This window comes from Enterobacter sp. TMH.L2, assembly GCF_050847315.1.
In the GTDB taxonomy this organism is placed as follows: Bacteria; Pseudomonadota; Gammaproteobacteria; order Enterobacterales; family Enterobacteriaceae; genus Cedecea.
On the sequence record NZ_CP193791.1, the window covers coordinates 1,428,957 to 1,452,435 of the forward strand.

The 23,479-nt window shown below is 55.0% G+C and carries 15 protein-coding genes; 6 read left to right on the forward strand and 9 right to left on the reverse strand.

Annotated elements, in window-relative coordinates; all coding sequences use genetic code 11:
- Positions 1–23: 23 nt before the first annotated feature.
- Both ACREYP_RS06890 and ACREYP_RS06895 read left to right on the forward strand, forming a co-directional pair.
- Positions 24–566 (forward strand): YfaZ family outer membrane protein, encoded by a 543-nt coding sequence (locus ACREYP_RS06890; protein ID WP_008459823.1) that lies wholly within the window; start codon positions 24–26, stop codon positions 564–566.
- A gap of 250 nt (positions 567–816) precedes the next feature.
- Positions 817–2,013, forward strand: coding sequence for a nicotinamide mononucleotide deamidase-related protein YfaY (locus ACREYP_RS06895; protein ID WP_336819239.1), 1,197 nt, complete (start codon positions 817–819; stop codon positions 2,011–2,013).
- A gap of 3 nt (positions 2,014–2,016) precedes the next feature.
- Here the strand turns inward: ACREYP_RS06895 and glpC are convergent, their stop codons facing one another.
- The 3 genes from glpC to glpA are packed head-to-tail and all read right to left on the reverse strand — an operon-like array spanning position 2,017 to position 6,078.
- The gene (glpC, locus tag ACREYP_RS06900) at positions 2,017–3,219 is read right to left on the reverse strand and encodes an anaerobic glycerol-3-phosphate dehydrogenase subunit GlpC (protein ID WP_336819238.1); all 1,203 of its coding nucleotides are present in this window, start codon (positions 3,217–3,219) and stop codon (positions 2,017–2,019) included.
- Positions 3,206–4,471, reverse strand: coding sequence for a glycerol-3-phosphate dehydrogenase subunit GlpB (glpB, locus tag ACREYP_RS06905; protein WP_008459829.1), 1,266 nt, complete (start codon positions 4,469–4,471; stop codon positions 3,206–3,208). The genes glpC and glpB overlap by 14 nt, the downstream gene beginning before the upstream one ends.
- A complete protein-coding gene (gene glpA / locus ACREYP_RS06910) occupies positions 4,468–6,078 on the reverse strand; it encodes an anaerobic glycerol-3-phosphate dehydrogenase subunit A (protein ID WP_008459832.1) in 1,611 nt (536 codons plus the stop codon). The genes glpB and glpA overlap by 4 nt, the downstream gene beginning before the upstream one ends.
- 260 nt (positions 6,079–6,338) lie before the next feature.
- Here glpA and glpT point away from each other — a divergent pair, with 260 nt between their 5' ends.
- Together glpT and glpQ are read left to right on the forward strand one after the other, a co-directional pair.
- A complete protein-coding gene (gene glpT / locus ACREYP_RS06915) occupies positions 6,339–7,691 on the forward strand; it encodes a glycerol-3-phosphate transporter (protein ID WP_166990981.1) in 1,353 nt (450 codons plus the stop codon).
- Positions 7,692–7,701: 10 nt separating this feature from the next.
- Complete coding sequence (glpQ, locus tag ACREYP_RS06920; protein ID WP_498881204.1) at positions 7,702–8,766, forward strand: glycerophosphoryl diester phosphodiesterase; 1,065 nt, start codon at positions 7,702–7,704, stop codon at positions 8,764–8,766.
- Positions 8,767–8,807: 41 nt separating this feature from the next.
- Here glpQ and yfaE read toward each other — a convergent pair whose 3' ends face one another.
- The 4 genes from yfaE to ubiG all read right to left on the reverse strand — a co-directional run bounded on the left by yfaE (position 8,808) and on the right by ubiG (position 13,612).
- Positions 8,808–9,062 (reverse strand): class I ribonucleotide reductase maintenance protein YfaE, encoded by a 255-nt coding sequence (gene yfaE / locus ACREYP_RS06925; RefSeq protein WP_008459838.1) that lies wholly within the window; start codon positions 9,060–9,062, stop codon positions 8,808–8,810.
- 3 nt (positions 9,063–9,065) lie between these two features.
- The gene (gene nrdB, locus ACREYP_RS06930) at positions 9,066–10,196 is read right to left on the reverse strand and encodes a class Ia ribonucleoside-diphosphate reductase subunit beta (RefSeq protein WP_008459840.1); all 1,131 of its coding nucleotides are present in this window, start codon (positions 10,194–10,196) and stop codon (positions 9,066–9,068) included.
- A gap of 55 nt (positions 10,197–10,251) precedes the next feature.
- Positions 10,252–12,537 (reverse strand): class 1a ribonucleoside-diphosphate reductase subunit alpha, encoded by a 2,286-nt coding sequence (nrdA, locus tag ACREYP_RS06935; protein WP_336819237.1) that lies wholly within the window; start codon positions 12,535–12,537, stop codon positions 10,252–10,254.
- A 355-nt stretch (positions 12,538–12,892) separates the two neighbouring features.
- A complete protein-coding gene (gene ubiG / locus ACREYP_RS06940; RefSeq protein WP_166872251.1) occupies positions 12,893–13,612 on the reverse strand; it encodes a bifunctional 2-polyprenyl-6-hydroxyphenol methylase/3-demethylubiquinol 3-O-methyltransferase UbiG in 720 nt (239 codons plus the stop codon).
- A 160-nt stretch (positions 13,613–13,772) separates the two neighbouring features.
- On the opposite strand from ubiG, the gene gyrA reads away from it, so the two are divergent.
- Positions 13,773–16,409, forward strand: a complete 2,637-nt coding sequence (gene gyrA / locus ACREYP_RS06945; RefSeq protein WP_336819236.1) for a DNA topoisomerase (ATP-hydrolyzing) subunit A — start codon at positions 13,773–13,775, stop codon at positions 16,407–16,409.
- Between the two features lie 124 nt (positions 16,410–16,533).
- Positions 16,534–19,389 (forward strand): two-component system sensor histidine kinase RcsC, encoded by a 2,856-nt coding sequence (gene rcsC, locus ACREYP_RS06950; protein WP_008459848.1) that lies wholly within the window; start codon positions 16,534–16,536, stop codon positions 19,387–19,389.
- Between the two features lie 64 nt (positions 19,390–19,453).
- Here rcsC and rcsB read toward each other — a convergent pair whose 3' ends face one another.
- Both rcsB and rcsD read right to left on the reverse strand, forming a co-directional pair.
- A complete protein-coding gene (rcsB, locus tag ACREYP_RS06955; protein WP_008459849.1) occupies positions 19,454–20,104 on the reverse strand; it encodes a response regulator transcription factor RcsB in 651 nt (216 codons plus the stop codon).
- A gap of 16 nt (positions 20,105–20,120) precedes the next feature.
- Positions 20,121–22,784 (reverse strand): phosphotransferase RcsD, encoded by a 2,664-nt coding sequence (gene rcsD, locus ACREYP_RS06960; RefSeq protein WP_498881205.1) that lies wholly within the window; start codon positions 22,782–22,784, stop codon positions 20,121–20,123.
- Between the last annotated feature and the right edge of the window lie 695 nt (positions 22,785–23,479).

Here is a 23,479-nt window from a genome sequence, read left to right on the forward strand (position 1 = left end):
TTTTCTTTTTCAGGAACCAAGGAATGAATAAATTACTTTTAGCCGGCGGCGCGGGTTTGCTGCTGGTTTCCGCAGGTGCCAGCGCAATTGGCGTGAGTGCTGAAGTCGGCAAAGAATACACTAACCTCGGCGTGGGTTTTGGCACCGAAAGTAGCGGCATCGCGGTAACCGGTAACTATGCGCATAACGACGACAACGGTGATACCGTAGGCCTTGGCCTCGGTTTTAATATTCCTCTGGGGCCGATGATGGCAACCGTAGGCGGTCGTGGCGTTTACCTGCACGCAAAAGATCGCAAAGAAGGTTATGCGCTTGCGGCGGGTGGCGGTTTGAGATGGCCAATCACTTCTGACATTGCCATTTTTGGCGATTACTACTATTCCCCGGACTCTCTGTCCAGCAGCGTGAAGGACTACAAAGAGGCCAGCGCCGGTGCAAGCTGGAACTTTATGCGTCCGTTTTCAGCGCAAGTGGGTTACCGCTATATTAGCCTTGGCGGCAAAGACGGCGATCGTACCGACACCGTGGCCGACGGTCCGTATGTGGGCGTGAGCGCCAGCTTCTAATCCATTAACGCGGCTTTTAGCCGCGTTAATGTTGCAGACAAAGAGGAAAAAAGCGTGGTTTTTCCCTCTTTGCGGTTATCAGCCGAAAATCAATGAATTGATTTTCCGTTTTTTGACGAATCCTTTGGCCTTTTTTCTATGCCCAGAGGTTGGTCAGTAGTCTAAGCGCGGCTTTTAGCCGCGTTTTTTATGTCTGCCGTTCTTTGGTGCCTGCGCTATAGTGGGGCGTTCCCCTGCTGCGGAGTAAAAGATGTTAAAAGTAGAAATGCTGTCCACCGGCGACGAAGTGCTGTACGGGCAAATTACCGATACCAATGCGGCCTGGCTTGCCGACTATTTCTTTCATCAGGGTTTACCCATGTCGCGCCGCAATACGGTCGGCGACAGTCTGCCTGACCTGGTTGCCGTGCTGAAAGAGCGCAGCCACGAAGCGGATGTGCTGATTGTTAACGGCGGCCTGGGACCAACCAGCGATGATTTAAGCGCGCTGGCGGCGGCGACGGCGGCGGGCGTTGAGCTGGTCGAGCACGCGGAATGGTTAACCTATATGGAGCAGTTTTTTGCCGAGCGCGGGCGAGTGATGGCGCCGAGTAACCGCAAGCAGGCGCTAATCCCGGCTAACAGTGAAATGATCGACAATCCCGTCGGCACCGCCTGCGGCTTTGCATTGACCTTAAACCGCTGCCTGATGTTTTTCACTCCCGGCGTACCGTCAGAGTTTAAGGCTATGGTGGACAAACAAATCATGCCCCGGCTGCGTGAACGTTTTACCCTCCCTGAACCGCCGATATGCCTGCGTTTAACGACTTTTGGACGCTCAGAGAGCGAGCTGGCGCAATCGCTTGAGCCGCTGGTGCTGCCGAAGGGCGTGGTGATGGGCTATCGCTCATCGATGCCGATCATTGAGCTTAAACTTACCGGCCCGGCCGGCCAGCGTGAAGCGATGGAGGCCGTCTGGCCGGAAGTCCGCCGCGTGGCAGGTGAGAGTCTGATTTTTGAGGGCACTGAAGGGCTTCCCGCACAAATAGCGCGCCGCCTGGGCGAACGCTCCCTGACTCTGGCCGTGAGCGAACAGTTCACCGGAGGCCTGCTGACGCTGCAGTTAAACCGGGCGCAGGCCGTGCTCCGGGCGAGCCGCGTTTTACCGCAGGCACCTGAAACATTGGCTCAGGCATTAGCATCCAGCGCAGAATGGCGCCTGAATCAACAGAGCGATCTGGCCCTGGTGATTTCTGGCGAAGAAGATCAGCAGATAAATTTTGCGCTCTCCACGCCAGACGGCACTTTTGGCCTGGGCGTGAAGTTTGGCACCAGCCGCCACGCGCTGGCAATACGCCAGGAAGTTTGCGCCATGATGGCGCTGAACGTGCTGCGCCGCTGGTTCAACGGCCAGCCGCTGGAAAGCGAACACGGCTGGATTAAGGTCGTAGAGTCAGCCAGCCTTTAACCTTCAGGCGAGCGCCCGGGCAAGTAGCGTGATCGGGTGCTCGCAGCGTTTGCTGGTCGACATTTCTATCTGCCATTTACAGGTTTCGCAGTCCGTCACCACCAGGTCTACGCCACTCTCTTCTATTTGCTGGAACAGCGGGGCGCCAATTTGCTGGGAAGTCGGGTAATTTTCCTTTTTAAACCCATAGGTCCCGGCAATGCCGCAGCACTGGGAGTCCAGCATCACCAGTTCCACGCCGGGAATGCGGCGCAGCAGCTCAATGGAATAGAGCGTCCAGCCCATTTTCTCCATATGGCAAGGCGTATGATAGGCGATACGCAGCGGCGTGTTTTTTAACGGTAGCGTTCTGCCATCCTCTTCCAGCAGTTTCCAGATATAACGCGTGGCGAGTTCAATCTGCTCGCGAACCGGGGCCGTGTCGATACCAAGAATATGCGGATATTCATCGCGCAGCGTGAAGGTACAGGTTGACGAGGTCGCAATGACCGGCAGCCCGCGCTGTATGACGGCCTCTTCCAGCGAGCTGGCGTTTACCCTTGCCTGTTTCTTTGCCTTTTCGATAAAGCCGTTGGCAATAAGCGGCACGCCGCAGCATTTTTCTCTTTGCAACAGCTGGACGCCGATGCCCATCGCGTTAAGCACTTTGACCATGTCTTTGCCGAGCTGCGGATGGTTGTAGTTCACGAAGCAGCCGTGGAAGAAAGCAACCTGCTGCGGGAAGCTGGCCTGGTGCGCGGCCTGGCGCCGATACCACTGGCGAAATGTGCCGAAGGAATATTTGGGCAACTCGCGGTGGGAATCAATTTTGAGGGTTTTATCCAGCAGCTTGCGTACGGGCTTCAAACCGGTCGCGGCGTTGATCAGCGGGGCAAAAGGCGTGGAGAGCGTACCGAGTAAATCAGTATGACTGAGAACAGCATCGCGCAGCGAAGGTTTATGTTCGCCATATCTGGCCCGCGCCCGCTGGATGATATCGCCAATGTTGACTTCGGACGGGCAGGAGACTTCGCAGCGCTTGCAGTTGGTGCAGTACTTCAGCGCGTCGTCGTACAGGGAGGGATCTTTCAGGCGCAACCTTTCTCCGTCGGGCCCGGCCTGTTTTGGCCCCGGATATTCCGGGCGAACGCGGCTTACCGGGCAAGCCGTGGTGCAGACCGTGCATTTAATACAGCTTTCAAAGCTGGTTTCATCAAGCAGGTTCATGGCAAGCCTCCGCGGCAACAAGGATTTGATTGGCCACACAGAGCGCCGTGAGCATCGATACGCCGGCTCCGCATCCCTGATGAATAGGATCAAAACCCCCCAGCACCGAGCCAATAGCGTAGAGATTTTTGGTGTATTCCCCGTGATGGAACGGCTGGAAGTGGTTATTCACGGTTAGCCCAAATTGCAGCCAGGGCTGCGGCGTAAAGAAATCTGTTTTGCTCCAGGCGGCTCGCTCGGCCTCGATGTTCACGTCCAGCCCGAAGATGGGCTCGATGACATGTTGCCGGGTAGCCTCCAGCCCACCGCTGAAAAAGCTGCCGCTGGCCAGGATGACATGCCGGGTCCGCAGCGGCACTTCACGATGATTTTTGGTGAACAGGGCATTGATACGCCCTTGTTCAAGCTGAGCGCCGGTTACGGTATCTCCGGGCATAATAAGCCCGCCCAGGGTCTGAAAACGGCGGCGGAGCGCATTGTGTAGCCTCATCCCAAGCACCGAAGGCGGTAGCGTTGGCAGGAGTTTTACCGGCACGCCGAGGGCTTGCTCAACGGCGGCTACCGTTCGTGCTTCCAGGTTCAGGCAAGCGGGCAGAATCATAGCCTCGCCGCTGCCCAGCAGCAGCCTGAGTTCATCCACCAGCGCCGGAAGATTTTCCGGCAGATCCAGCACCCGGGCGATGTTCACGGCGCGAAACTCGCTTGGGTTGTTACGTAAGACATCCAGTACGGGCAGGGTGAGCTCGGCGACGTGCGCGTTACAGCCGATGGCAGACAGTGAACCCGCCACCAGCTCTGCCTGAAAATCCAGGAAGCCAGCAATGTTAATTACCGTCACTTTTTGCCAGGGCAACGGCGCCTGCGGCACTTCCGGCGGGCTGAGCCAGCTGGCTCTTTGCTTGCCCAGCGGCGTGATTCTGAGGTGATTTTGGCCATGATGACCCACCAGCGGAATGCCAGCCCTGGCCAGCAGTTGCTCACTCTCTGCAGCGAGCGCCAGCACCCGCTCTTTGCCCATCAGGCTGTAAGGATGCTGAGGCGCTTGCTCCGCCAGGTTTTCCAGCACCGTCTCTGGCTGGTGAACGGGCGTGCCGTCCGGTAACGTTGAAAGCAAATCCAGCGAACCAGAAGAGAAGTGCAGCGCGCTTTGCCCGCGGCTGACGATGGCGCAGCGCTGGCCGCTTTCCGCCAGCTTTATGCCGGCTGTCAGCCCGGCCAGGCCGCTGCCGATGATAATCGTGTCAAATTTCATCCCTGTTCTCCGTTGTCCAGACCGCATAGTCCCTGATAAATCCAGGCGGTAAATTCGCTTTCTCTCAGTGCATTTCCCCAGGCGACAGGGCGAACGCCCTTCCAGCGTTCGTTGAGGAAGTGAGAGAGTTGATCCAGCGATTGGGCAGGCGTAGTGAGCTGGAAGCGTTGCAGGAGACCGGCCGCCCGGCAGGCGCACAGCTCGCCCTGGCAGGTGCCCATGCCCACGCGCGTTCTGCGGCGCAAATCTCCCAGGTTTTTTACGCCGAGGGCATCAATGGCATAGCGTACTTCGCCGGTGGTGACGGCTTCGCATTCGCACACCAGGCTGTTGCTGAGTCGGCTGTTATTAAGCAGCCGCGTGGCGCGGTCGCCGTGCCGCCAGACGGCGGAACCGCGAATTGTCGGTGGCAAGGAGATAACTTTCCCCAGCGTTTGTTCTGCCGTATGTTCGGAGCCCGGCAGCGACGCCGAGGCGGTGGAGCAGGGCGTGGTATTCCCTAAACGCTCGCAAACCAGGTCCGTTGCCCACTCCGCCATCAGACGATAGGTCATCAGTTTGCCGCCGGTAATGGTGATGAAGCCGTCCATGCCGTCGCGTTTCCCGTGGTCCAGCAGCACAATTCCACGGCTGACGCTGCGCCCGGTGGGATCGTTGTCGCTGGCAACCAGAGGCCTGACGCCAGCGTAGGCCCGAAGAATACGGGTTCGGCCAAGCGCCGGAGCCAGCTTTTCCCCTTCACGAATCAGCGTGTCCACTTCATCCGGTGTGACGCACATGTTGTCGATTTGGTCGTAGTCGATATGCGTGGAGGTGGTGCCAATAAGCGAAATTGTATCGCCGGGGACCAGAATATCGGCGTCTGCCGGTTTACGGCAGCGGTTGATGACCATGTTGTTGATGCGGTGCCCGAGGATCAGTAACGCCCCTTTGGCCGGGAACATTTTTACGCTTAGATCGGCGTATTCCGCGATGCGTTGCCCCCAGATGCCTGCCGCATTCACGACCATTGGCGCCCGGAACTCGCCTGCCTGTCGGGTAAGGTGGTTGAATACGCGCACGCCGCAAACGCGTGAGCCTTCACGAATCAGCCCGACGATCTCGCAGCCCGTCAGCACTTCTGCGCCGTGTTCTTTGGCATCAAGCATGTTAGCGGCGGTGAGGCGGAATGGATCGACCGTGCCATCCGGGACACGAACCGCGCCGAGAAGCGAAGGGTTGGCTGACGGCTCCAGCCGCAATGCCTCTCGGGGATCCAACGCTTCTGCGGGAATACCGGCCCGGTGGCAGGCGGCGATAAACCCGCTTTGAAACGCCAGATCATCTTCCGGCAGGGTGATAAACAGGCCATCCGTGGGCTCGATACAGTGGCGGGCAATACGCCGCAGAATGCGGTTTTCTTCGATGCACTCTTTGGCGGATTCCCCGTCGGTGACCGCATAGCGTGAGCCGCTGTGAAGCAGGCCGTGATTGCGGCCGGTGGCACCCGTTGCGATGTCGTGACGCTCAAGCAGCAGGACTTTCAGCCCACGGCGGGCACAGTCTCGCGCAATCCCGGCGCCGGTCGCTCCTCCGCCGATGATTATCACGTCCGTTTCTCTGCTCACATGGCGCTCCTTTATCCTCTTTTTAATTACCGTTATTCAGCCACAAAGAAAGTGTGGAATGTTTGATTGCGAGCAAATTCGAGCAATAAACGAAAATTATTAATGGGAATATGCACCATTTCGCCTTTTTGTAATAAAAATGTAACATTGTGTGCGATGTTTCACAGTAAATACGCGCCCAGATCACTACCATGCGCTCGCAAAAGAACATTTGGCAGGAGCCGCTTGCTCCCGCTGAACATCAACGCCACGGAGGCTCTATGTTAAGTATCTTCAAACCCGCCGCGCATAAGACGCGTTTGCCAGAGGAGCAGATAGATCCGACCTATCGCCGCCTGCGCTGGCAAATTTTCATGGGTATCTTCTTCGGTTATGCCGCTTACTATCTGGTAAGGAAAAACTTTACCCTTGCTATGCCGTATCTGGTGGAGCAGGGCTTCTCCCGAGGCGATCTCGGTTTTGCTCTTTCAGGGATTTCGATCGCCTACGGATTTTCGAAATTCATCATGGGCTCGGTCTCTGACCGCTCGAATCCGCGCGTATTTCTACCCGCTGGGCTGATTCTTGCCGCCGCCGTGATGCTGTTTATGGGCTTTGTGCCCTGGGCAACGTCCAGCATCGCAGTCATGTTTGTGCTGCTGTTCGCCTGCGGCTGGTTCCAGGGCATGGGATGGCCGCCGTGCGGGCGCACCATGGTGCACTGGTGGTCGCAGAAGGAGCGTGGAGGCATTGTTTCCGTCTGGAACTGCGCCCATAACGTCGGCGGCGGTATTCCTCCGCTGCTGTTCCTGCTGGGGATGGCGTGGTTTAACGACTGGCATGCGGCGCTGTATATGCCCGCTTTCGCCGCCATTATTGTGGCAATTATTGCCTTCGGCTTGATGCGCGACACGCCTCAATCCTGCGGCCTGCCGCCGATTGAAGAGTACAAAAACGACTACCCGGACGATTACAGCGAGAAAGCGGAAGAAGAGCTGACGGCTAAGCAGATCTTCATGAAGTACGTCTTCCCGAACCGTCTGCTGTGGTACATCGCCATTGCCAACGTGTTTGTCTATTTGCTGCGTTACGGCATCCTGGACTGGTCGCCAACTTACCTGAAAGAAGTAAAACACTTCGCTCTGGATAAATCCTCGTGGGCCTACTTCCTTTATGAATACGCGGGTATTCCAGGCACGCTGCTGTGCGGCTGGATGTCGGACAAGGTGTTTAAAGGTAACCGCGGCGCGACAGGCGTGTTCTTCATGGTGTTGGTGACGATTGCCACCGTGGTTTACTGGCTCAACCCGCCGGGTAATCCGGGCGTGGATATGGCCTGTATGATTGTTATCGGCTTCCTGATTTACGGCCCGGTAATGCTGATTGGTCTGCATGCGCTTGAGCTTGCACCTAAGAAAGCGGCAGGGACGGCAGCGGGCTTTACCGGCCTGTTTGGTTACCTGGGCGGCTCGGTCGCGGCCAGCGCGATTGTCGGCTACACCGTGGACTTCTTCGGCTGGGACGGCGGCTTTATCGTGATGATTGGCGGCAGTATTTTGGCCGTGCTGTTGCTGATTGTGGTGATGATTGGCGAGCGCAAACACCACGATGAAAAAATGCTGAAAAACGGCTAAGGAGTGCATCATGAAACTGATGGCAAAATCTTTACTGGCGGGCGTGGTGCTGGTGGCGACCAGCAGCGTCTTCGCCCAGACCACGGACAAAATCGTGATTGCCCACCGGGGCGCCAGCGGCTATCTGCCTGAGCATACGTTACCGGCAAAAGCGATGGCCTATGCCCAGGGTGCGGATTACCTTGAGCAAGACCTGGTGATGACCAAAGACGACAGGCTGGTGGTGCTGCATGACCACTATCTGGACAGGGTGACCGACGTCGCGAAGCGTTTCCCGGATCGGGCGCGCAAAGACGGGCGCTACTACGCCATCGACTTTACGCTGGCGGAAATCAAGTCCCTGAAGTTCACCGAGGGCTTCGACATCGTTAACGGCAAGCAGGTGCAAACTTATCCGGGGCGTTTCCCGATGGGCAAATCCGACTTCCGGGTGCACACCTTTGAAGAAGAGATCGAGTTTGTTCAGGGGCTGAACCATTCCACCGGGAAAAACATCGGTATCTATCCTGAGATAAAAGCGCCGTGGTTCCACCACCAGGAAGGCAAAGATATCGCGGCAAAAACCCTTGAGGTACTGAAGCAGTACGGCTACACCGGCAAGCAGGACAAGATCTATCTTCAGTGCTTTGACGCCGCCGAGCTGAAGCGCATTAAAAACGAGCTTGAGCCGAAGATGGGCATGAACCTTAATCTGGTGCAGCTTATCGCCTATACCGACTGGAATGAGACTCAGGAAAAACAGCCGGACGGCAAGTGGGTGAACTACAGTTACGACTGGATGTTTAAGCCGGGCGCGATGAAGCAGATTGCCGAGTATGCCGACGGCATTGGCCCGGACTACCATATGCTGGTGGAGAAGGCGTCAACCAAAGGGAACGTGAAGCTCACCGACATGGTGACCGAAGCACACGCCAGCAAATTGACCGTGCATCCTTATACGGTGAGGGCGGACGCGTTGCCGGACTACGTGAGCGATGTGAATCAGCTGTACGACGTGCTGTATAACCAGGCGGGCGTAGATGGGCTGTTTACCGACTTCCCGGACAAAGCCGTACGGTTTCTTAATAAGCCGTAATCGCTAATGAAAAAGGCCGCATTTGCGGCCTTTTTACATCACTACATCTCGAGTTCGATATCTCCCCGTGCTTTGCAGCAGCAGGGGAGAATTTCACCGGGCTGGATAAACGCCAGCGGCTCGGTCAGCCACTGAACTTCCCCCGCCAGCAGCTTAGTGCGGCATGAACCGCAATAGCCTTCCCGGCACTGATACTCTACGCAGACTTTGTGTGACTCCAGCGCCGCCAGTAGCGAAGGGTGTTCTTCTTCGCTCATCAACTGCGCGCCGGTAATGCTGAGCGTAATGCGGCCCATTGTTTACAGCTGGAAGTTGCTCAGATCGTCGGTATCGACTTCCGAGTCAATCTGGCCCACCAGGTAGGAGCTGACTTCCACTTCCTGCGGCGCAACCTGGACGTTGTCGGACACCAGCCATGCGTTGATCCATGGAATCGGGTTGGAGCGAGTCTGGAACGGCAGATCAAGGCCCACGGCCTGCATGCGGATGTTGGTGATGTACTCCACATACTGGCAAAGGATGTCTTTGTTCAGGCCAATCATCGAGCCGTCGCGGAACAGGTAGTCTGCCCACTCTTTTTCCTGCTGGGCGGCCAGCACGAACAGGTCGTAGCATTCCTGGCGGCATTCAACGGCGATTTCCGCCATTTCCGGATCGTCTTCACCGCTGCGCATCAGGTTCAGCATATGCTGGGTGCCGGTCAGGTGCAGGGCTTCGTCACGGGCGATCAGCTTGATGATTTTGGCGTTACCTTCCATCAGCTCGCGCTCGGCGAAGGCGAAGGAACAGGCAAAGCTCACATAGAAGCGAATCGCTTCCAGGGCGTTAACGCTCATCAGGCAGAGGTACAACTGACGCTTCAGCGCACGCAGGTTCACGGTGACGGTTTTGCCGTTCACGTTGTGTGTGCCTTCGCCCAACAGGTGCCAGTAGCTGGTCATCTCAATCAGGTCGTCATAGTAGCCAGAGATGTCTTTGGCGCGCTTGAGGATTTCCTGGTTGGTGACGATGTCGTCAAAGACGATCGCCGGATCGTTCACGATGTTGCGGATGATGTGGGTGTAAGAACGAGAGTGAATGGTCTCGCTAAACGCCCAGGTTTCAACCCACGTTTCCAGTTCTGGAATGGAGATCAGCGGCAACAGCGCGACGTTCGGGCTGCGGCCCTGGATGGAGTCCAGCAGCGTCTGGTACTTCAGGTTGCTGATGAAGATGTGTTTCTCATGCTCCGGCAGCGCCTGGAAGTCGATGCGGTCGCGGGAGACGTCCACTTCTTCCGGGCGCCAGAAGAAGGAGAGCTGCTTTTCAATCAGCTTTTCGAAGATGTCGTATTTCTGCTGGTCGTAGCGCGCCACGTTAACCGACTGGCCAAAGAACATAGGCTCGGCGAGCTGATCGTTTTTCGTCTGTGAAAAAGTAGTGTAAGCCATGAGGTTAAATCCTGTAATACGTCGGAAAAATCCCCTCGTAAGAGGGGATTAAGCGTTAAATCTTACATGCGCCGCTTTCGCAGCCATCGTCCTGGATGGAAGGTGCCAGGTCATCCTGAGTGTCTTCCGCGCCGTCACGGGTGTTTTGATAGTACAGGGTCTTCACGCCGAATTTATAGGCGGTGAGCAGATCCTTCAGCAGCTGCTGCATTGGCACTTTGCCTGACGGGAAGCGCGTTGGGTCATAGTTGGTGTTGGCAGAGATCGACTGGTCGATAAACTTCTGCATCAGGCCAACCAGCTGCAGATAGCCATCGTTGCTCGGCATTTCCCACAGCAGCTCGTAGTTGTTTTTCAGCGCTTCATAATCCGGCACAACCTGGCGCAGGATCCCGTCTTTCGACGCTTTAATGCTGATGTGGCCGCGCGGTGGCTCGATGCCGTTGGTGGCGTTGGAGATCTGCGATGAGGTCTCAGACGGCATCAGGGCAGAAAGCGTGGAGTTGCGCAGGCCGTGAGTTTGGATGGACTCACGCAGACCTTCCCAGTCCAGATGCAGCGGTTCGTTGCTGATAGCATCCAGGTCTTTCTTGTAGGTGTCGATTGGCAGAATGCCTTTTGCGTAGGTGGTTTCGTTGAACCACGGGCAGGCACCTTGCTCTTTCGCCAGTTCGTTTGACGCTTTCAGCAGGTAGTACTGAATGGCTTCGAAAGTCTTGTGCGTCAGGTTATTTGCGCTGCCGTCGGAGTAACGCACGCCGTGCTTCGCCAGATAATAGGCAAAGTTAATCACGCCGATACCCAGGGTACGACGGCCCATTGCGCCCCGTTTTGCCGCCAGAATTGGGTAATCCTGGTAGTCGAGCAGAGCGTCCAGTGCGCGCACAGCCAGCACTGCCATCTCTTCCAGATCGTCCAGGCTTTCAATCACGCCAAGGTTGAACGCAGACAGCGTACACAGGGCGATTTCGCCGTTTTCGTCGTTGACGTCGTCCAGCGGTTTGGTCGGCAGGGCGATTTCCAGGCACAGGTTGGACTGGCGCACTGGGGCAATCGCCGGATCGAACGGGCTGTGGGTGTTGCAGTGGTCAACGTTCTGGATGTAGATACGGCCGGTGGAGGCGCGTTCCTGCATCATCAGGGAGAACAGTTCCACCGCTTTCACGCGCTGTTTACGGATGCTGTCGTCTTTCTCGTATTTGGTGTACAGGCGCTCAAACTCGTCCTGATCGGCGAAGAAAGCGTCATACAGTCCCGGCACGTCAGAGGGGCTGAACAGGGTGATCTCTTCGCCCTTCAGCAGGCGGGTATACATCAGCTTGTTGATCTGTACGCCGTAGTCCATGTGGCGCACGCGGTTACCTTCCACGCCACGGTTGTTTTTTAGCACCAGCAGGCTTTCCACTTCCAGATGCCACATCGGGTAGAACAGCGTTGCAGCCCCGCCGCGCACGCCGCCCTGGGAGCAGGACTTCACTGCCGTCTGGAAGTGCTTATAGAACGGGATACAGCCGGTGTGGAACGCTTCACCGCCGCGAATCGGGCTGCCCAGCGCACGAATACGGCCGGCGTTGATACCGATGCCTGCGCGCTGGGAAACGTATTTCACGATCGCACTGGAGGTAGCGTTGATGGAATCCAGGCTGTCGCCGCACTCGATCAGTACGCAGGAGCTGAACTGACGGGTCGGGGTGCGCACGCCAGACATGATTGGCGTAGGCAGGGAAATCTTGAAGGTGGAAACCGCGTCGTAGAAACGTTTCACGTAGCTGAGGCGGGTTTCACGCGGGTAGCCGGAGAACAGGCAGGCGGCGACCAGAATATAGAGGAACTGCGCGCTTTCGTAGATCTCACCGGAAACGCGGTTCTGCACGAGATATTTGCCTTCGAGCTGCTTCACCGCCGCGTAAGAGAAGTTCATGTCACGCCAGTGATCGATGAAATCGTTCATCTGCTCGAACTCTTCTTCCGTGTAGTCTTCCAGCAGGTGACGATCGTATTTACCCATCTCAACCATTTTCACAACCTGATCGTAAAGCTTCGGCGGCTCAAACTGACCGTAGGCTTTTTTACGCAGGTGGAAAATTGCCAGGCGAGCGGCGAGATACTGATAATCCGGTGCGTCACGGGAGATCAGGTCAGCTGCGGCCTTGATGATGGTTTCATGAATGTCAGAGGTCTTGATGCCGTCGTAAAACTGGATATGGGAACGCAGTTCAACCTGGGAAACGGAGACGTTGTTCAGACCCTCAGCGGCCCAGTCGAGTACCCGATGAATTTTATCCAGATTGATGCGCTCTTTGCTGCCATCGCGTTTTGTAACCAGCAGACTCTGATTCATGTGAGTTTTACCTGTCCGTGAGATGAGTTTTCCCCTGATTTATACACATCCGCCAGCCTGTGACTAACTCTGTGGATAAATACTATATATAGGGGGTGGGTGACAAAATGGTCACTAGATGGTGAGTATTCTAGTAAGGAATCCGTTCAGTACAAGTATTGATTTCGTCAATAAAATGAGGTTCGGCGGAGCGCTTTTTTCGTAAGTCCACGTCACATAAGGCTTGAGGGAATTGTCAATGGGATGCAAAAAAAATGAAAATTTTGATCGGGTGCTGATTTCTTAAACTTCATCGATAATTGCGCAACGGTTCTGGCGCAATTATCGATAATCAATCCTTATACGATATGCCGATTTATGCTTCAGTATGCAGCATATAATTAACATCTACCCCTGGGCCTAGCTTGAATACGTTGGTGATTGGGTTGAAATGTAATCCGGTCATATGGCGCTCGCGCAGCGGGGTTTCATCCACCCAGCGTAAGAGTTCGGCGGGCTTGATAAACTTTTTAACATCGTGCGTGCCTTTCGGCACCATGCGCATCACATATTCAGCGCCGACGACGGCCATCAGCCAGGCTTTGCCGTTGCGGTTAATGGTAGAGAAGAAGACGTGGCCGCCGGGTTTGACTAAACGCGCGCAGGCGTGAACCACCGATTGCGGGTCAGGCACGTGCTCCAGCATTTCCATACAGGTTACGACGTCGTACTGCCCGGCGTGTTTGCTCGCGTGTTCTTCGACCGTCTCCTGGACATAGTCCACCTTAACGCCGCTTTCCAGTGCGTGAAGGCGGGCCACCTGCAGCGGTTCAAACCCCATATCCAGGCCGGTGACGTTGGCACCTTCACGAGCCATGCTTTCCGCCAGAATACCGCCGCCGCAGCCAACGTCGAGCACGGTTTTACCGAACAGCCCACCGGCGCGCTGGTTGATATAGCCCAAACGCAGCGGGTTGATGCGGTGCAGCGGCTTAAATTCACCTTCCAGATCCCACCAGCGGGAAGCGACAGCTTCAAATTTGGCGATTTCCTCGTGGTCGACGTTCTGCGTAACCGGTTGGTTTTCAGCATTCATTACAGCGGTGACTCCTTGCAGATGTTAAGGCTGGCAGTATATCAGGCTAACGGCGTGAATAAAGCGCCGACAATTGCGTTGAGGTTTCCCCACACAGGGCCGGATGTGTTATAATTTGCGACCTTTGAATCCGGGAAAACAGTAGAGGGATAGCGGTTACATGAGCGACCTTGCCAGAGAAATTACGCCGGTCAACATTGAGGAAGAGCTAAAGAGCTCGTATCTGGATTATGCGATGTCGGTTATTGTCGGCCGCGCACTGCCAGATGTCCGCGATGGACTTAAGCCGGTACACCGTCGCGTGCTTTACGCGATGAACGTATTGGGCAATGACTGGAACAAAGCATACAAAAAATCCGCCCGTGTTGTTGGTGACGTTATCGGTAAATATCACCCTCATGGTGATACCGCGGTTTATGACACCATCGTCCGTATGGCACAGCCATTTTCCCTGCGTTACATGCTGGTCGACGGCCAGGGTAACTTCGGTTCCGTAGACGGCGACTCCGCCGCGGCGATGCGTTATACGGAAATCCGTATGTCGAAAATCGCCCACGAGCTGATGGCAGACCTGGAAAAAGAGACGGTTGATTTCGTCGATAACTACGACGGCACCGAAAAAATTCCAGACGTCATGCCAACCAAAATTCCTAACCTGCTGGTAAACGGTTCATCCGGTATCGCAGTCGGGATGGCGACGAACATTCCGCCGCACAACATTACCGAAGTGATCAACGGCTGCCTCGCCTATATTGAAGACGAGAACATCAGCGTTGAAGGGCTGATGGAACACATTCCAGGCCCGGATTTCCCGACTGCCGCTATCATTAACGGCCGCCGCGGTATTGAAGAAGCGTATCGCACCGGCCGCGGTAAAATTTATATTCGCGCCCGTGCTGAAGTAGAAGCGGACGCGAAGACCGGCCGCGAGACCATTATCGTTCACGAAATTCCGTATCAGGTGAACAAAGCTCGCCTGATCGAGAAAATCGCCGAGCTGGTGAAAGACAAACGCGTGGAAGGCATCAGCGCCCTGCGCGATGAGTCTGATAAAGACGGTATGCGTATTGTTATTGAGATTAAACGCGACGCCGTGGGCGAAGTGGTGCTCAATAACCTGTATTCCCAGACTCAGCTGCAGGTTTCCTTCGGTATCAACATGGTGGCATTGCACCATGGTCAGCCGAAGATCATGACCCTGAAAGAGATCCTGTCTGCGTTCGTGCGCCACCGCCGCGAAGTGGTGACCCGTCGTACCATCTTCGAACTGCGCAAAGCCCGCGATCGCGCGCATATCCTTGAAGGGTTGGCTATCGCCCTGGCGAATATCGACCCGATCATTGAACTTATCCGTAACTCGCCAAATGCTGCCGAAGCGAAAGCGAGCCTGGTAGCCCGTTCCTGGGACCTGGGCAACGTTTCTGCAATGCTTGAGCGTGCGGGTGATGATGCCGCACGTCCTGAGTGGCTGGAGCCAGAGTTTGGCATCCGCGACGGTAAATACTTCCTCACCGAGCAGCAGGCTCAGGCGATTCTGGATCTGCGTCTGCAGAAACTGACCGGCCTTGAGCACGAAAAACTGCTCGACGAGTATAAAGAACTGCTGGAGCAGATCGCTGAATTACTGCACATCCTGGGCAGCGCAGAGCGCCTGATGGAAGTGATTCGCGAAGAGCTGGAAGCGATGCGCGATCAGTTCGGCGACAACCGTCGCACCGAGATCACCGCCAACACCGCAGATATCAACATTGAAGATCTGATCAACCAGGAAGATGTGGTGGTCACCCTGTCTCACCAGGGCTATGTGAAGTATCAGCCGCTGACCGATTATGAAGCGCAGCGCCGCGGTGGCAAAGGCAAGTCGGCCGCCCGTATTAAAGAAGAAGACTTCATTGACCGCCTGCTGGTGGCCAACACCCACGACACGATCCTGCTGTTCTCCAGCCGTGGTCGCCTGTACTGGATGAAGGTTTATCAGCTGCCGGAAGCGAGCCGTGGCGCGCGTGGCCGTCCAATTGTGAACCTGCTGCCGCTTGAGCAGGACGAGCGTATTACCGCGATTCTGCCGGTGCGCGAGTACGCAGAAGGCATCAACGTGTTCATGGCGACCGCAAGCGGTACCGTGAAGAAAACTGCGCTGACCGACTTCAGCCGTCCGCGTTCAGCGGGCATCATCGCCGTTAACCTTAACGAGGGTGACGAGCTGATTGGCGTTGATTTAACTAACGGTAGCGACGAAGCCATGCTGTTCTCGGCGGCAGGTAAAGTGGTGCGCTTCAAAGAAGACGCCGTTCGTACCATGGGCCGTACCGCAACGGGCGTTCGCGGGATCAAGCTTGCCGGTGACGACAAAGTGGTGTCTCTGATCATTCCTCGCGGTGACGGCGCGATTCTGACCGTTACCCAGAATGGTTACGGTAAACGCACCGCGGCGGGCGAGTATCCAACCAAGTCTCGTGCAACGCAGGGCGTTATCTCTATCAAAGTCACCGAACGTAACGGCAGCGTCGTTGGGGCGGTGCAGGTGGAGGATACCGACCAGATCATGATGATCACCGATGCCGGTACGCTGGTGCGTACCCGCGTGTCTGAAGTCAGCGTGGTCGGGCGTAACACCCAGGGCGTTATTCTCATCCGTACTGCGGAAGACGAAAGCGTTGTGGGCCTGCAGCGCGTCGCCGAACCTGTGGATGACGAAGAGCTGGACAGCATCGACGGTAGCGTGGCGGAAGGGGACGATGATATCGCGCCTGAAGCGGATACCGATGATGATGTTGCCGACGAAGCGGACGAATAATCCAGAATAGTCGTAAATAAAGGGTCGCTTTGGCGGCCCTTTTTGTTTGCCGTTGCGGGACAAAGGTTTTGCGGCTACCTTAAGCGCATCTTCGTTCACTCGCTCGCGTACTTTCAGGCCCAATTTGAAATACTTCGTCTCTTTTCGCAGCACCCTTAAAATTTCGCGCTACCTGTTCAGGGCGCTGGCGCTTCTGCTCTGGCTGCTTATCGCGCTGTTTTCCGTGTTTTACATCGTCAACGCGCTGCACGATAAAGAGTCGGAGATTCGCCAGGAGTTTAACATCAGCTTTGACCAGGCCCAGCGCTACATCCAGCGCACTTCGGACGTGGTGAAAGAGCTGAAGTACATTGCTGAAAACCGTCTCACGGCGCCCAATGGCGTGCTTCCTCCGCTCGATCAAAGCGCGGATAAAACCGAGGCGCCAACGTTTATGCCGCTTTTCCCGGACTCTGACTGTTCGGCAGTGAGCGTGACCTGGCGAAGCTCGCTGCAGTCTCTCTCCTGGTTCCTGCGCTACTGGCGCGATAACTTCTCCGCGGCGTACGACCTCAACCGGGTGTTCCTGATTGGCGGCGATAATCTCTGCATGGCAGATTTTGGGCTGCGTGATATGCCGCTGGAACGGGAAAACGCGCTGAAAACGCTGCATGAACGCATCATGAAGTATCGTACCGCGCCCCAGGATGAACGGGCGAACAGCATTTACTGGATTGGGCAGGGGCCGCGCCCCGGCATTGGCTATTTCTACACGCTGACGCCGGTCTATCTGGCGAACCGCCTCCAGGCGCTGCTGGGGATTGAGCAAACGGTGCGTATGGAGAACTTCCTGACGCCGGGCACGCTGCCTATTGGCGTCACTATCCTGGATGAAAACGGGCACCCGCTGATATCGCTGACCGGCCCGGAATCGCGCATTGAACCGGAAAGTCGCTGGATTCAGGATCGCTCCTGGTTCGGCTATACCTCTGGCTTTAAGGCGCTGGTACTAAAGAAAAACCTGCCGCCGTCCTCGCTGAGCGTGATTTACTCTGTGCCTGTCGATTTGGTGCTGGAAAGCATCAGAATGCTTATCCTCAATGCGGTTTTACTCAACGTCCTGGTAGGCATTGTGCTGTTTACCCTGGCGCGAATGTATGAGCGCCGGATATTTATTCCGGCCGAGAGCGATGCCCAGCGGCTGGAGGAGCACGAGCAGTTCAACCGGAAGATTGTCGCATCTGCACCCGTGGGTATCTGTATTTTGCGCACCCAGGACGGCACTAATATTCTGAGTAACGAACTGGCGCACAATTACCTCAATATGCTGACGCACGAGGACAGGCAGCGGCTGACGCAGATTATTTGTGGCCAGCAGGTCAACTTTGTCGATGTCATGACCAGCAACCACACCAATCTGCAGATCAGCTTTGTGCATTCGCGCTACCGCAATGAGAACGTGGCAATTTGCGTGTTGGTTGACGTCAGCGCCCGCGTGAAGATGGAGGAGTCCCTGCAGGAGATGGCTCAGGCCTCGGAGCAGGCGAGCCAGTCTAAATCTATGTTCCTCGCCACTGTCAGCCATGAACTGCGTACGCCGCTGTACGGCATCATCGGTAACCTGGATCTCCTGCAGACCAAAGAACTGCCGAAGGGCGTGGACAGGCTGGTCACGGCGATGAACAACTCATCCAGCCTGCTGCTGAAAATCATCAGCGATATTCTCGACTTCTCGAAAATCGAGTCAGAGCAGTTGAAGATTGAGCCGCGTGAGTTTTCTCCGCGCGAGGTGATGAGCCACATTACCGCCAACTATCTGCCGCTGGTGGTTCGCAAGCAGCTGGGGCTGTACTGCTTTATCGACGATGATGTACCGCTCACGCTGCAGGGTGACCCTATGCGCTTGCAGCAGGTTATCTCCAACTTACTGAGTAATGCGATTAAGTTCACCGATATTGGCTGTATTATCCTGCATGTTTCTATCAACGGTGATTACCTGAGCTTCCGGGTGCGCGACACCGGGGTAGGGATCCCGACCAAAGAAGTGACCCGGCTTTTTGACCCGTTCTTCCAGGTGGGGACCGGCGTGCAGCGTAATTTCCAGGGAACCGGGCTGGGGCTGGCGATTTGCGAAAAGCTAATCAGCATGATGGATGGCGATATTTCGGTGGATACCGAGTCGGGAATGGGCAGCCAGTTTACGGTGCGTATCCCGCTGTATAAAGCGCAGTTTGCGCCGAAGAATAATGTTGAAGGGCTGGCGGACAAGCGCTGCTGGCTGGCTATTCGCAATGATTATCTCAGTAGCTACCTGGAATCTTTGCTGATCAAAAACGGGCTACAGGCGCAGTCCTGGTCGGGTGAAACGCCGGGCAGCGACGATATTCTGATTACCGATGATAATCTGGTGGCGCCGTGGGGCGGCCGGGCGGCAATTGTCTTCTGCCGCCGCCATATCGGTATTCCCGTTGAATTTGAACCTGGCCGTTGGGTGCACAGCGTCGCAGCGCCGCACGAGTTGCTGCCGCTGCTGGGGCGGATTTACAGCATTACTGTGGATGTGCCTGGCAGTTCTCCGGCGCTGACGGCGGCCAGTGAGATAAGCGAGCGAAACGATGACATGATGATCCTGGTGGTGGATGACCATCCGATCAACCGTCGCTTGCTGGCCGATCAGCTCGGATCGCTTGGCTATCAGTGCAAAACGGCGAATGACGGGATCGATGCGCTGAACGTGCTCAGCAAAAATCATATTGATATCGTACTCAGTGACGTCAACATGCCGAACATGGACGGCTATCGCCTGACGCAGCGCATTCGCCAACTGGGGCTGACGCTGCCGGTCATCGGCGTGACGGCAAACGCGCTGGCGGAAGAGAAGCAGCGCTGTCTGGAATCCGGTATGGACAGCTGCTTGTCTAAACCGGTCACGCTGGATGTGATTAAACAGACGCTGGCGGTTTATGCTGCCCGAGTGCGAAGTACACGCGATGCCTCGTAAACTAAGCTCATAAAAAAGCCCCGCATTTTCATGCGGGGCTTTTTCTTGGTGGCCGTGGCGGAGATTACTCTTTGTCCGCCGGCGTCAGGCTCACTGAGGAAAGGTAATTCAGCAGGGCAATGTCGTTCTCGACGCCCAGCTTCATCATCGCTGATTTCTTTTGGCTACTGATAGTTTTGATGCTGCGGTTCAGCTTACGGGCTATCTCGGTCACCAGGAAACCTTCGGCGAACAGGCGCAGAACTTCGCTTTCTTTCGGCGACAGGCGCTTATCGCCGTAGCCACCTGCGCTGATTTTTTCCAGCAGGCGGGAAACGCTCTCAGGGGTGAATTTCTTGCCTTTCTGCAACGCGGCGAGCGCTTTTGGCAGATCGGTTGGCGCACCCTGTTTCAGCACAATCCCCTCAATGTCGAGATCCAACACCGCGCTAAGGATTGCCGGGTTGTTGTTCATGGTTAGCACGATGATCGACAGGTTAGGGAAGTGGCGCTTGATGTATTTGATCAGTGTGATGCCGTCGCCGTATTTATCGCCTGGCATGGACAGATCGGTTATCAGTACGTTGGCTTCAAGCTTTGGTAAATTATTGATCAGTGCCGTGGAGTCTTCGAATTCACCGACAACATTCACCCATTCGATCTGCTCAAGAGATTTGCGAATGCCGAACAGAACAATCGGATGGTCGTCAGCAATAATTACGTTCATGTTGTTCATGTAATAGGCTACCTTGCTACAGCAGACTTTTGACGTAAGCATCAATGTCGCTGATATATTTTTGTATGTTTGAAGCATCACTTTCACGAATGTGGTGCTCCAACGTTTCACATAACTGTTTGCCGGGCACCAGATTCAGCATCGCAAACACGCCCTTCAGGCGGTGCGCAGTCTGCGCCAGAGCGGCAAAGTCGCCCGCTGCAGATTCAGTATACAGTCTGGTGACATCTTCCGGTACCGTGTCGACAAACAGCGCGTAATAACCGCTGGCGTGCAGCTGAGCGTTTTCGTCGCCGCCCAGAGGCGAATCGGGTGTGTCTTCCTCCGCCAGTTGGTTTTCAATCAGCTGCAGAACGGCGTCCTGCATCGCGTTGCTGATATTAAAGTTTACCCGGAACTGGCCAGGTGCAATCTTCCGCATCCCGTTTTCATCATCGCTTAAAAGCAAGCCCGAAGCAGTAAGATTAGACGGATTATCAGTGAGGAAGATATCAAAGTCTTGACTCGCGAGTCTTTCGTCCGGGGAAATGCAGTTCGCGCCCCAGTTTTCCAGCATGCGGGTCACAATCGTTCGGACCTCGTTGGAGGTGATATCCAGCATCGCCACAACGTCATCCAGCAGTCTCTCATCCCGCGAATCTGCCTGTGACTCTGCGGCCATCCTGATATGTAAATTATAGCGTGTGCCGATGTCCGGGCGCGTTTTGATGTTCAGATGCCCGCCGAGCTTACGAGCAAGGCGATCGCAAAGGTAGAAAGCCAGCCCGTTGGCCTGCCCATAGCGGTCTTCGCTGGTTTCGTTGAGGAACGGGAAGTGCAGGTTATCAATTTCACCGCCGCCGATACCGTTACCGGTATCCAGGACGCGGAACAAGAGGCGATCTGGCCCGGCTTCCTCCTCGCTAATATCAAGCGTGATCTTGCCAATCTGCGTAGTGGTCACGGAATAGTGCAGCAGCAGCTCAAGGATTTTGCGCAGCACGTCTTTGTCGCCGTGGCGTTTTTCATCGGCCGGCAGGTTATTGTTGATGAGCAGCTGCAGCCCTTTACGCTTGATAATCGGCAGCATCGACAGGGCAACTTCATCAATCAGGGACTGAATAGAAAACTCGCTGACGCTGGTTTTCCAGCTGTCGGCTTCCAGCATGTTGAGGAGCTGGATCTCGTCGACCAGACGGACAATGATCTGGGCATCATTTGCCAGCTGCAGATGTTTGCTGTCGTTAATTTCTGCGGCATGTTCCGCCAGTTGCTTAACCGGAAGCTGCAGGGCTTCGCCGATATGCTGCATGAAGGCGGCCCGGCCCTGCTGGTTTTTCTCATACAGACGCTGGGCCTGTTTGAGTTTTTTGTTCACCAGAATTTCGCGATCCTGATCGCGGATCACAAAAATCTGCGTGCGCGGGGCTATCTGGCTGCGGAACTGGCGAATCTCATACAGCTCGTTGTTGACCGTGGCCTGAATGACCCCCTGATGCTGGTCCGCCATCGAAATAATATTTTGCAAATTCAGGTGGGGGAGCAGGTGATCGGCAATTTTATTGCTGATCACGGTACGGTTCGCGTCGAGGTCGTGAACCAGCAGGCCAAGGGGCAGGATCGCGACGATCTCTTCATTTAGCGCACGCAGTATTTGCAGCTCGCCATTCCCCGAATTGCTTTCCGCCTGCCGCTGAGGCTGCTGGCGGAAGGTTGCAAAGCCAAAAACGGCCAGACCGAGCAGCGCGATGTTCAGCAACAGCGGCAGAAGAATATTTTGCAGCGTGTCCATCATCAGCGTCCCAAACGGAACTTGCCACACCAGCTGGAGCTGCGTCGTCGCTACCGGAGCCGTAATTTCAATTCGTGCACTATTAAAGTTAATGCTGACGCTGTCCGGATCGTCTTTATCCGTTGAAGTTGTCGCGGCTGTCCGCTGGCGTTCGTCAGGATCCAACTGGAAGCTGTCCAGGGACATAGTGGGCGGGATAAGATCGTTAATCGGCAGATCGAATGCGACCACGGTTGCCAGATGCCCAGGCTGATTAAAGGTGGTTCTCAGCGTGAAATAATGGCCGTTTTGCCAGTTAAGTTTGCGCAGAGGCGAGAAGCTTTCCCGCTCATCGAGGGCATTAGCCTGCTGCAGCATCTCCGCGCGGCGTGAATCCACGATGGTGCCGACGCCGGAGTCTTTGAAACCAGATGACAGGTCCTTGAGCGGCAGCGTTGAGACCAGAATCATGCTGTTGTCCTGGCCATTAAGGTAGTACATCGACCAGGGGCTACTTTCCGCTCCCCACAGCGTGTCCAGGTAGCCGGATATCCGCTGCGTCATTTCCAGCGTGGAGCTGTCATGGGAGCCAAAAATCAGCGCCTCGGTTTTGCTTCGCGGTTTATCGAGGTAATAGACGTCCTGACGCAGCCGGGTTTCCTGGAGATTTTCGCCAGAGGCTGCCGGGGCAGTCGCGATATTGTCATAGATTTGCCACGTAGCGTAACGGTAGGTCTCTACACGTTTATGCAAAGCATGGGTGATATCGACAATCTGGTAGCTTTTGTCCTTTAGCCAGGCATTAACGGCGCTTTGCACCAGGACGCCCATCGAGACGAGCAGAACGACGATCAGCAGCAAAAAGAAGCGGGTAATGTTGCCGGGGAACAGTGAAAACTTATTTAGCGACGTATTTTCAGACTGGCTCATTGTATGTATGCAACCCGGCGAAGCCTCGCCAATCCTGGATGATAGGTAGCCCAACTGCTTGAGTGAGCCGTTTCGCCTTAGCGGTTTAGCGCTTGCAGATGCTAAGAATACCTTTATATGGCGGTGTCGTCAGCAATCTGACGCAGTATAAGGTGTTCTCCGTTTTTTTTCAGGTGACTGATTATTAGGAAAAATCCTTAAATAATAATTTACCTTAAGTCTTGTTGGTAATTTGTACAGCTGGGCGAGATTTGTACAAATATTCGCTGAGGGTATGTTGGGCGTGGGAAATAGAATTGTTTAAGAAAAATCCGCATTCTGTATGAAATATGGAGAAAAAAAGCAAACTGATTAATTAACAGACGTTACAAATTGCATAGCTAGCACGCAGATATTAAATTTGTGTAAAGATGAGTAAAAAAAAACCGGATGCAAGCATCCGGTACTAATAGGGGTAAACGGACATTCAGATTCGAATGACGGTAATAAATAAAGTTAATGATGATAGCGATAATGATTTTATCGCCTAAGTTAAGAAAAAAATTATCATTGAGTGCTACTTTTGTGTTTTTGGTTTAAATTATTGATTTAATTGTGATGTTATTATTTTTTGATTATTGATGCTTATATTTTTAGCTATTCGTGCTAAAAAAAGTTCCCTTCAATTTACATTTAGATACATCTATATTGATAAA

Bases quoted from the DNA above. Each gene is read 5' to 3' on its own strand.
- glpB (WP_008459829.1), bottom strand. From the start codon at position 4,471: ATGAAATTTGACACGATTATCATCGGCAGCGGCCTGGCCGGGCTGACA.
- rcsD (WP_498881205.1), bottom strand. From the start codon at position 22,784: ATGAGCCAGTCTGAAAATACGTCGCTAAATAAGTTTTCACTGTTCCCC.
- nrdB (WP_008459840.1), bottom strand. From the start codon at position 10,196: ATGGCTTACACTACTTTTTCACAGACGAAAAACGATCAGCTCGCCGAG.
- glpT (WP_166990981.1), top strand. From the start codon at position 6,339: ATGTTAAGTATCTTCAAACCCGCCGCGCATAAGACGCGTTTGCCAGAG.
- nrdA (WP_336819237.1), bottom strand. From the start codon at position 12,537: ATGAATCAGAGTCTGCTGGTTACAAAACGCGATGGCAGCAAAGAGCGC.
- gyrA (WP_336819236.1), top strand. From the start codon at position 13,773: ATGAGCGACCTTGCCAGAGAAATTACGCCGGTCAACATTGAGGAAGAG.
- rcsB (WP_008459849.1), bottom strand. From the start codon at position 20,104: ATGAACAACATGAACGTAATTATTGCTGACGACCATCCGATTGTTCTG.
- glpC (WP_336819238.1), bottom strand. From the start codon at position 3,219: ATGAACCTGCTTGATGAAACCAGCTTTGAAAGCTGTATTAAATGCACG.
- yfaE (WP_008459838.1), bottom strand. From the start codon at position 9,062: ATGGGCCGCATTACGCTCAGCATTACCGGCGCGCAGTTGATGAGCGAA.
- ubiG (WP_166872251.1), bottom strand. From the start codon at position 13,612: ATGAATGCTGAAAACCAACCGGTTACGCAGAACGTCGACCACGAGGAA.
- ACREYP_RS06890 (WP_008459823.1), top strand. From the start codon at position 24: ATGAATAAATTACTTTTAGCCGGCGGCGCGGGTTTGCTGCTGGTTTCC.
- ACREYP_RS06895 (WP_336819239.1), top strand. From the start codon at position 817: ATGTTAAAAGTAGAAATGCTGTCCACCGGCGACGAAGTGCTGTACGGG.
- glpQ (WP_498881204.1), top strand. From the start codon at position 7,702: ATGAAACTGATGGCAAAATCTTTACTGGCGGGCGTGGTGCTGGTGGCG.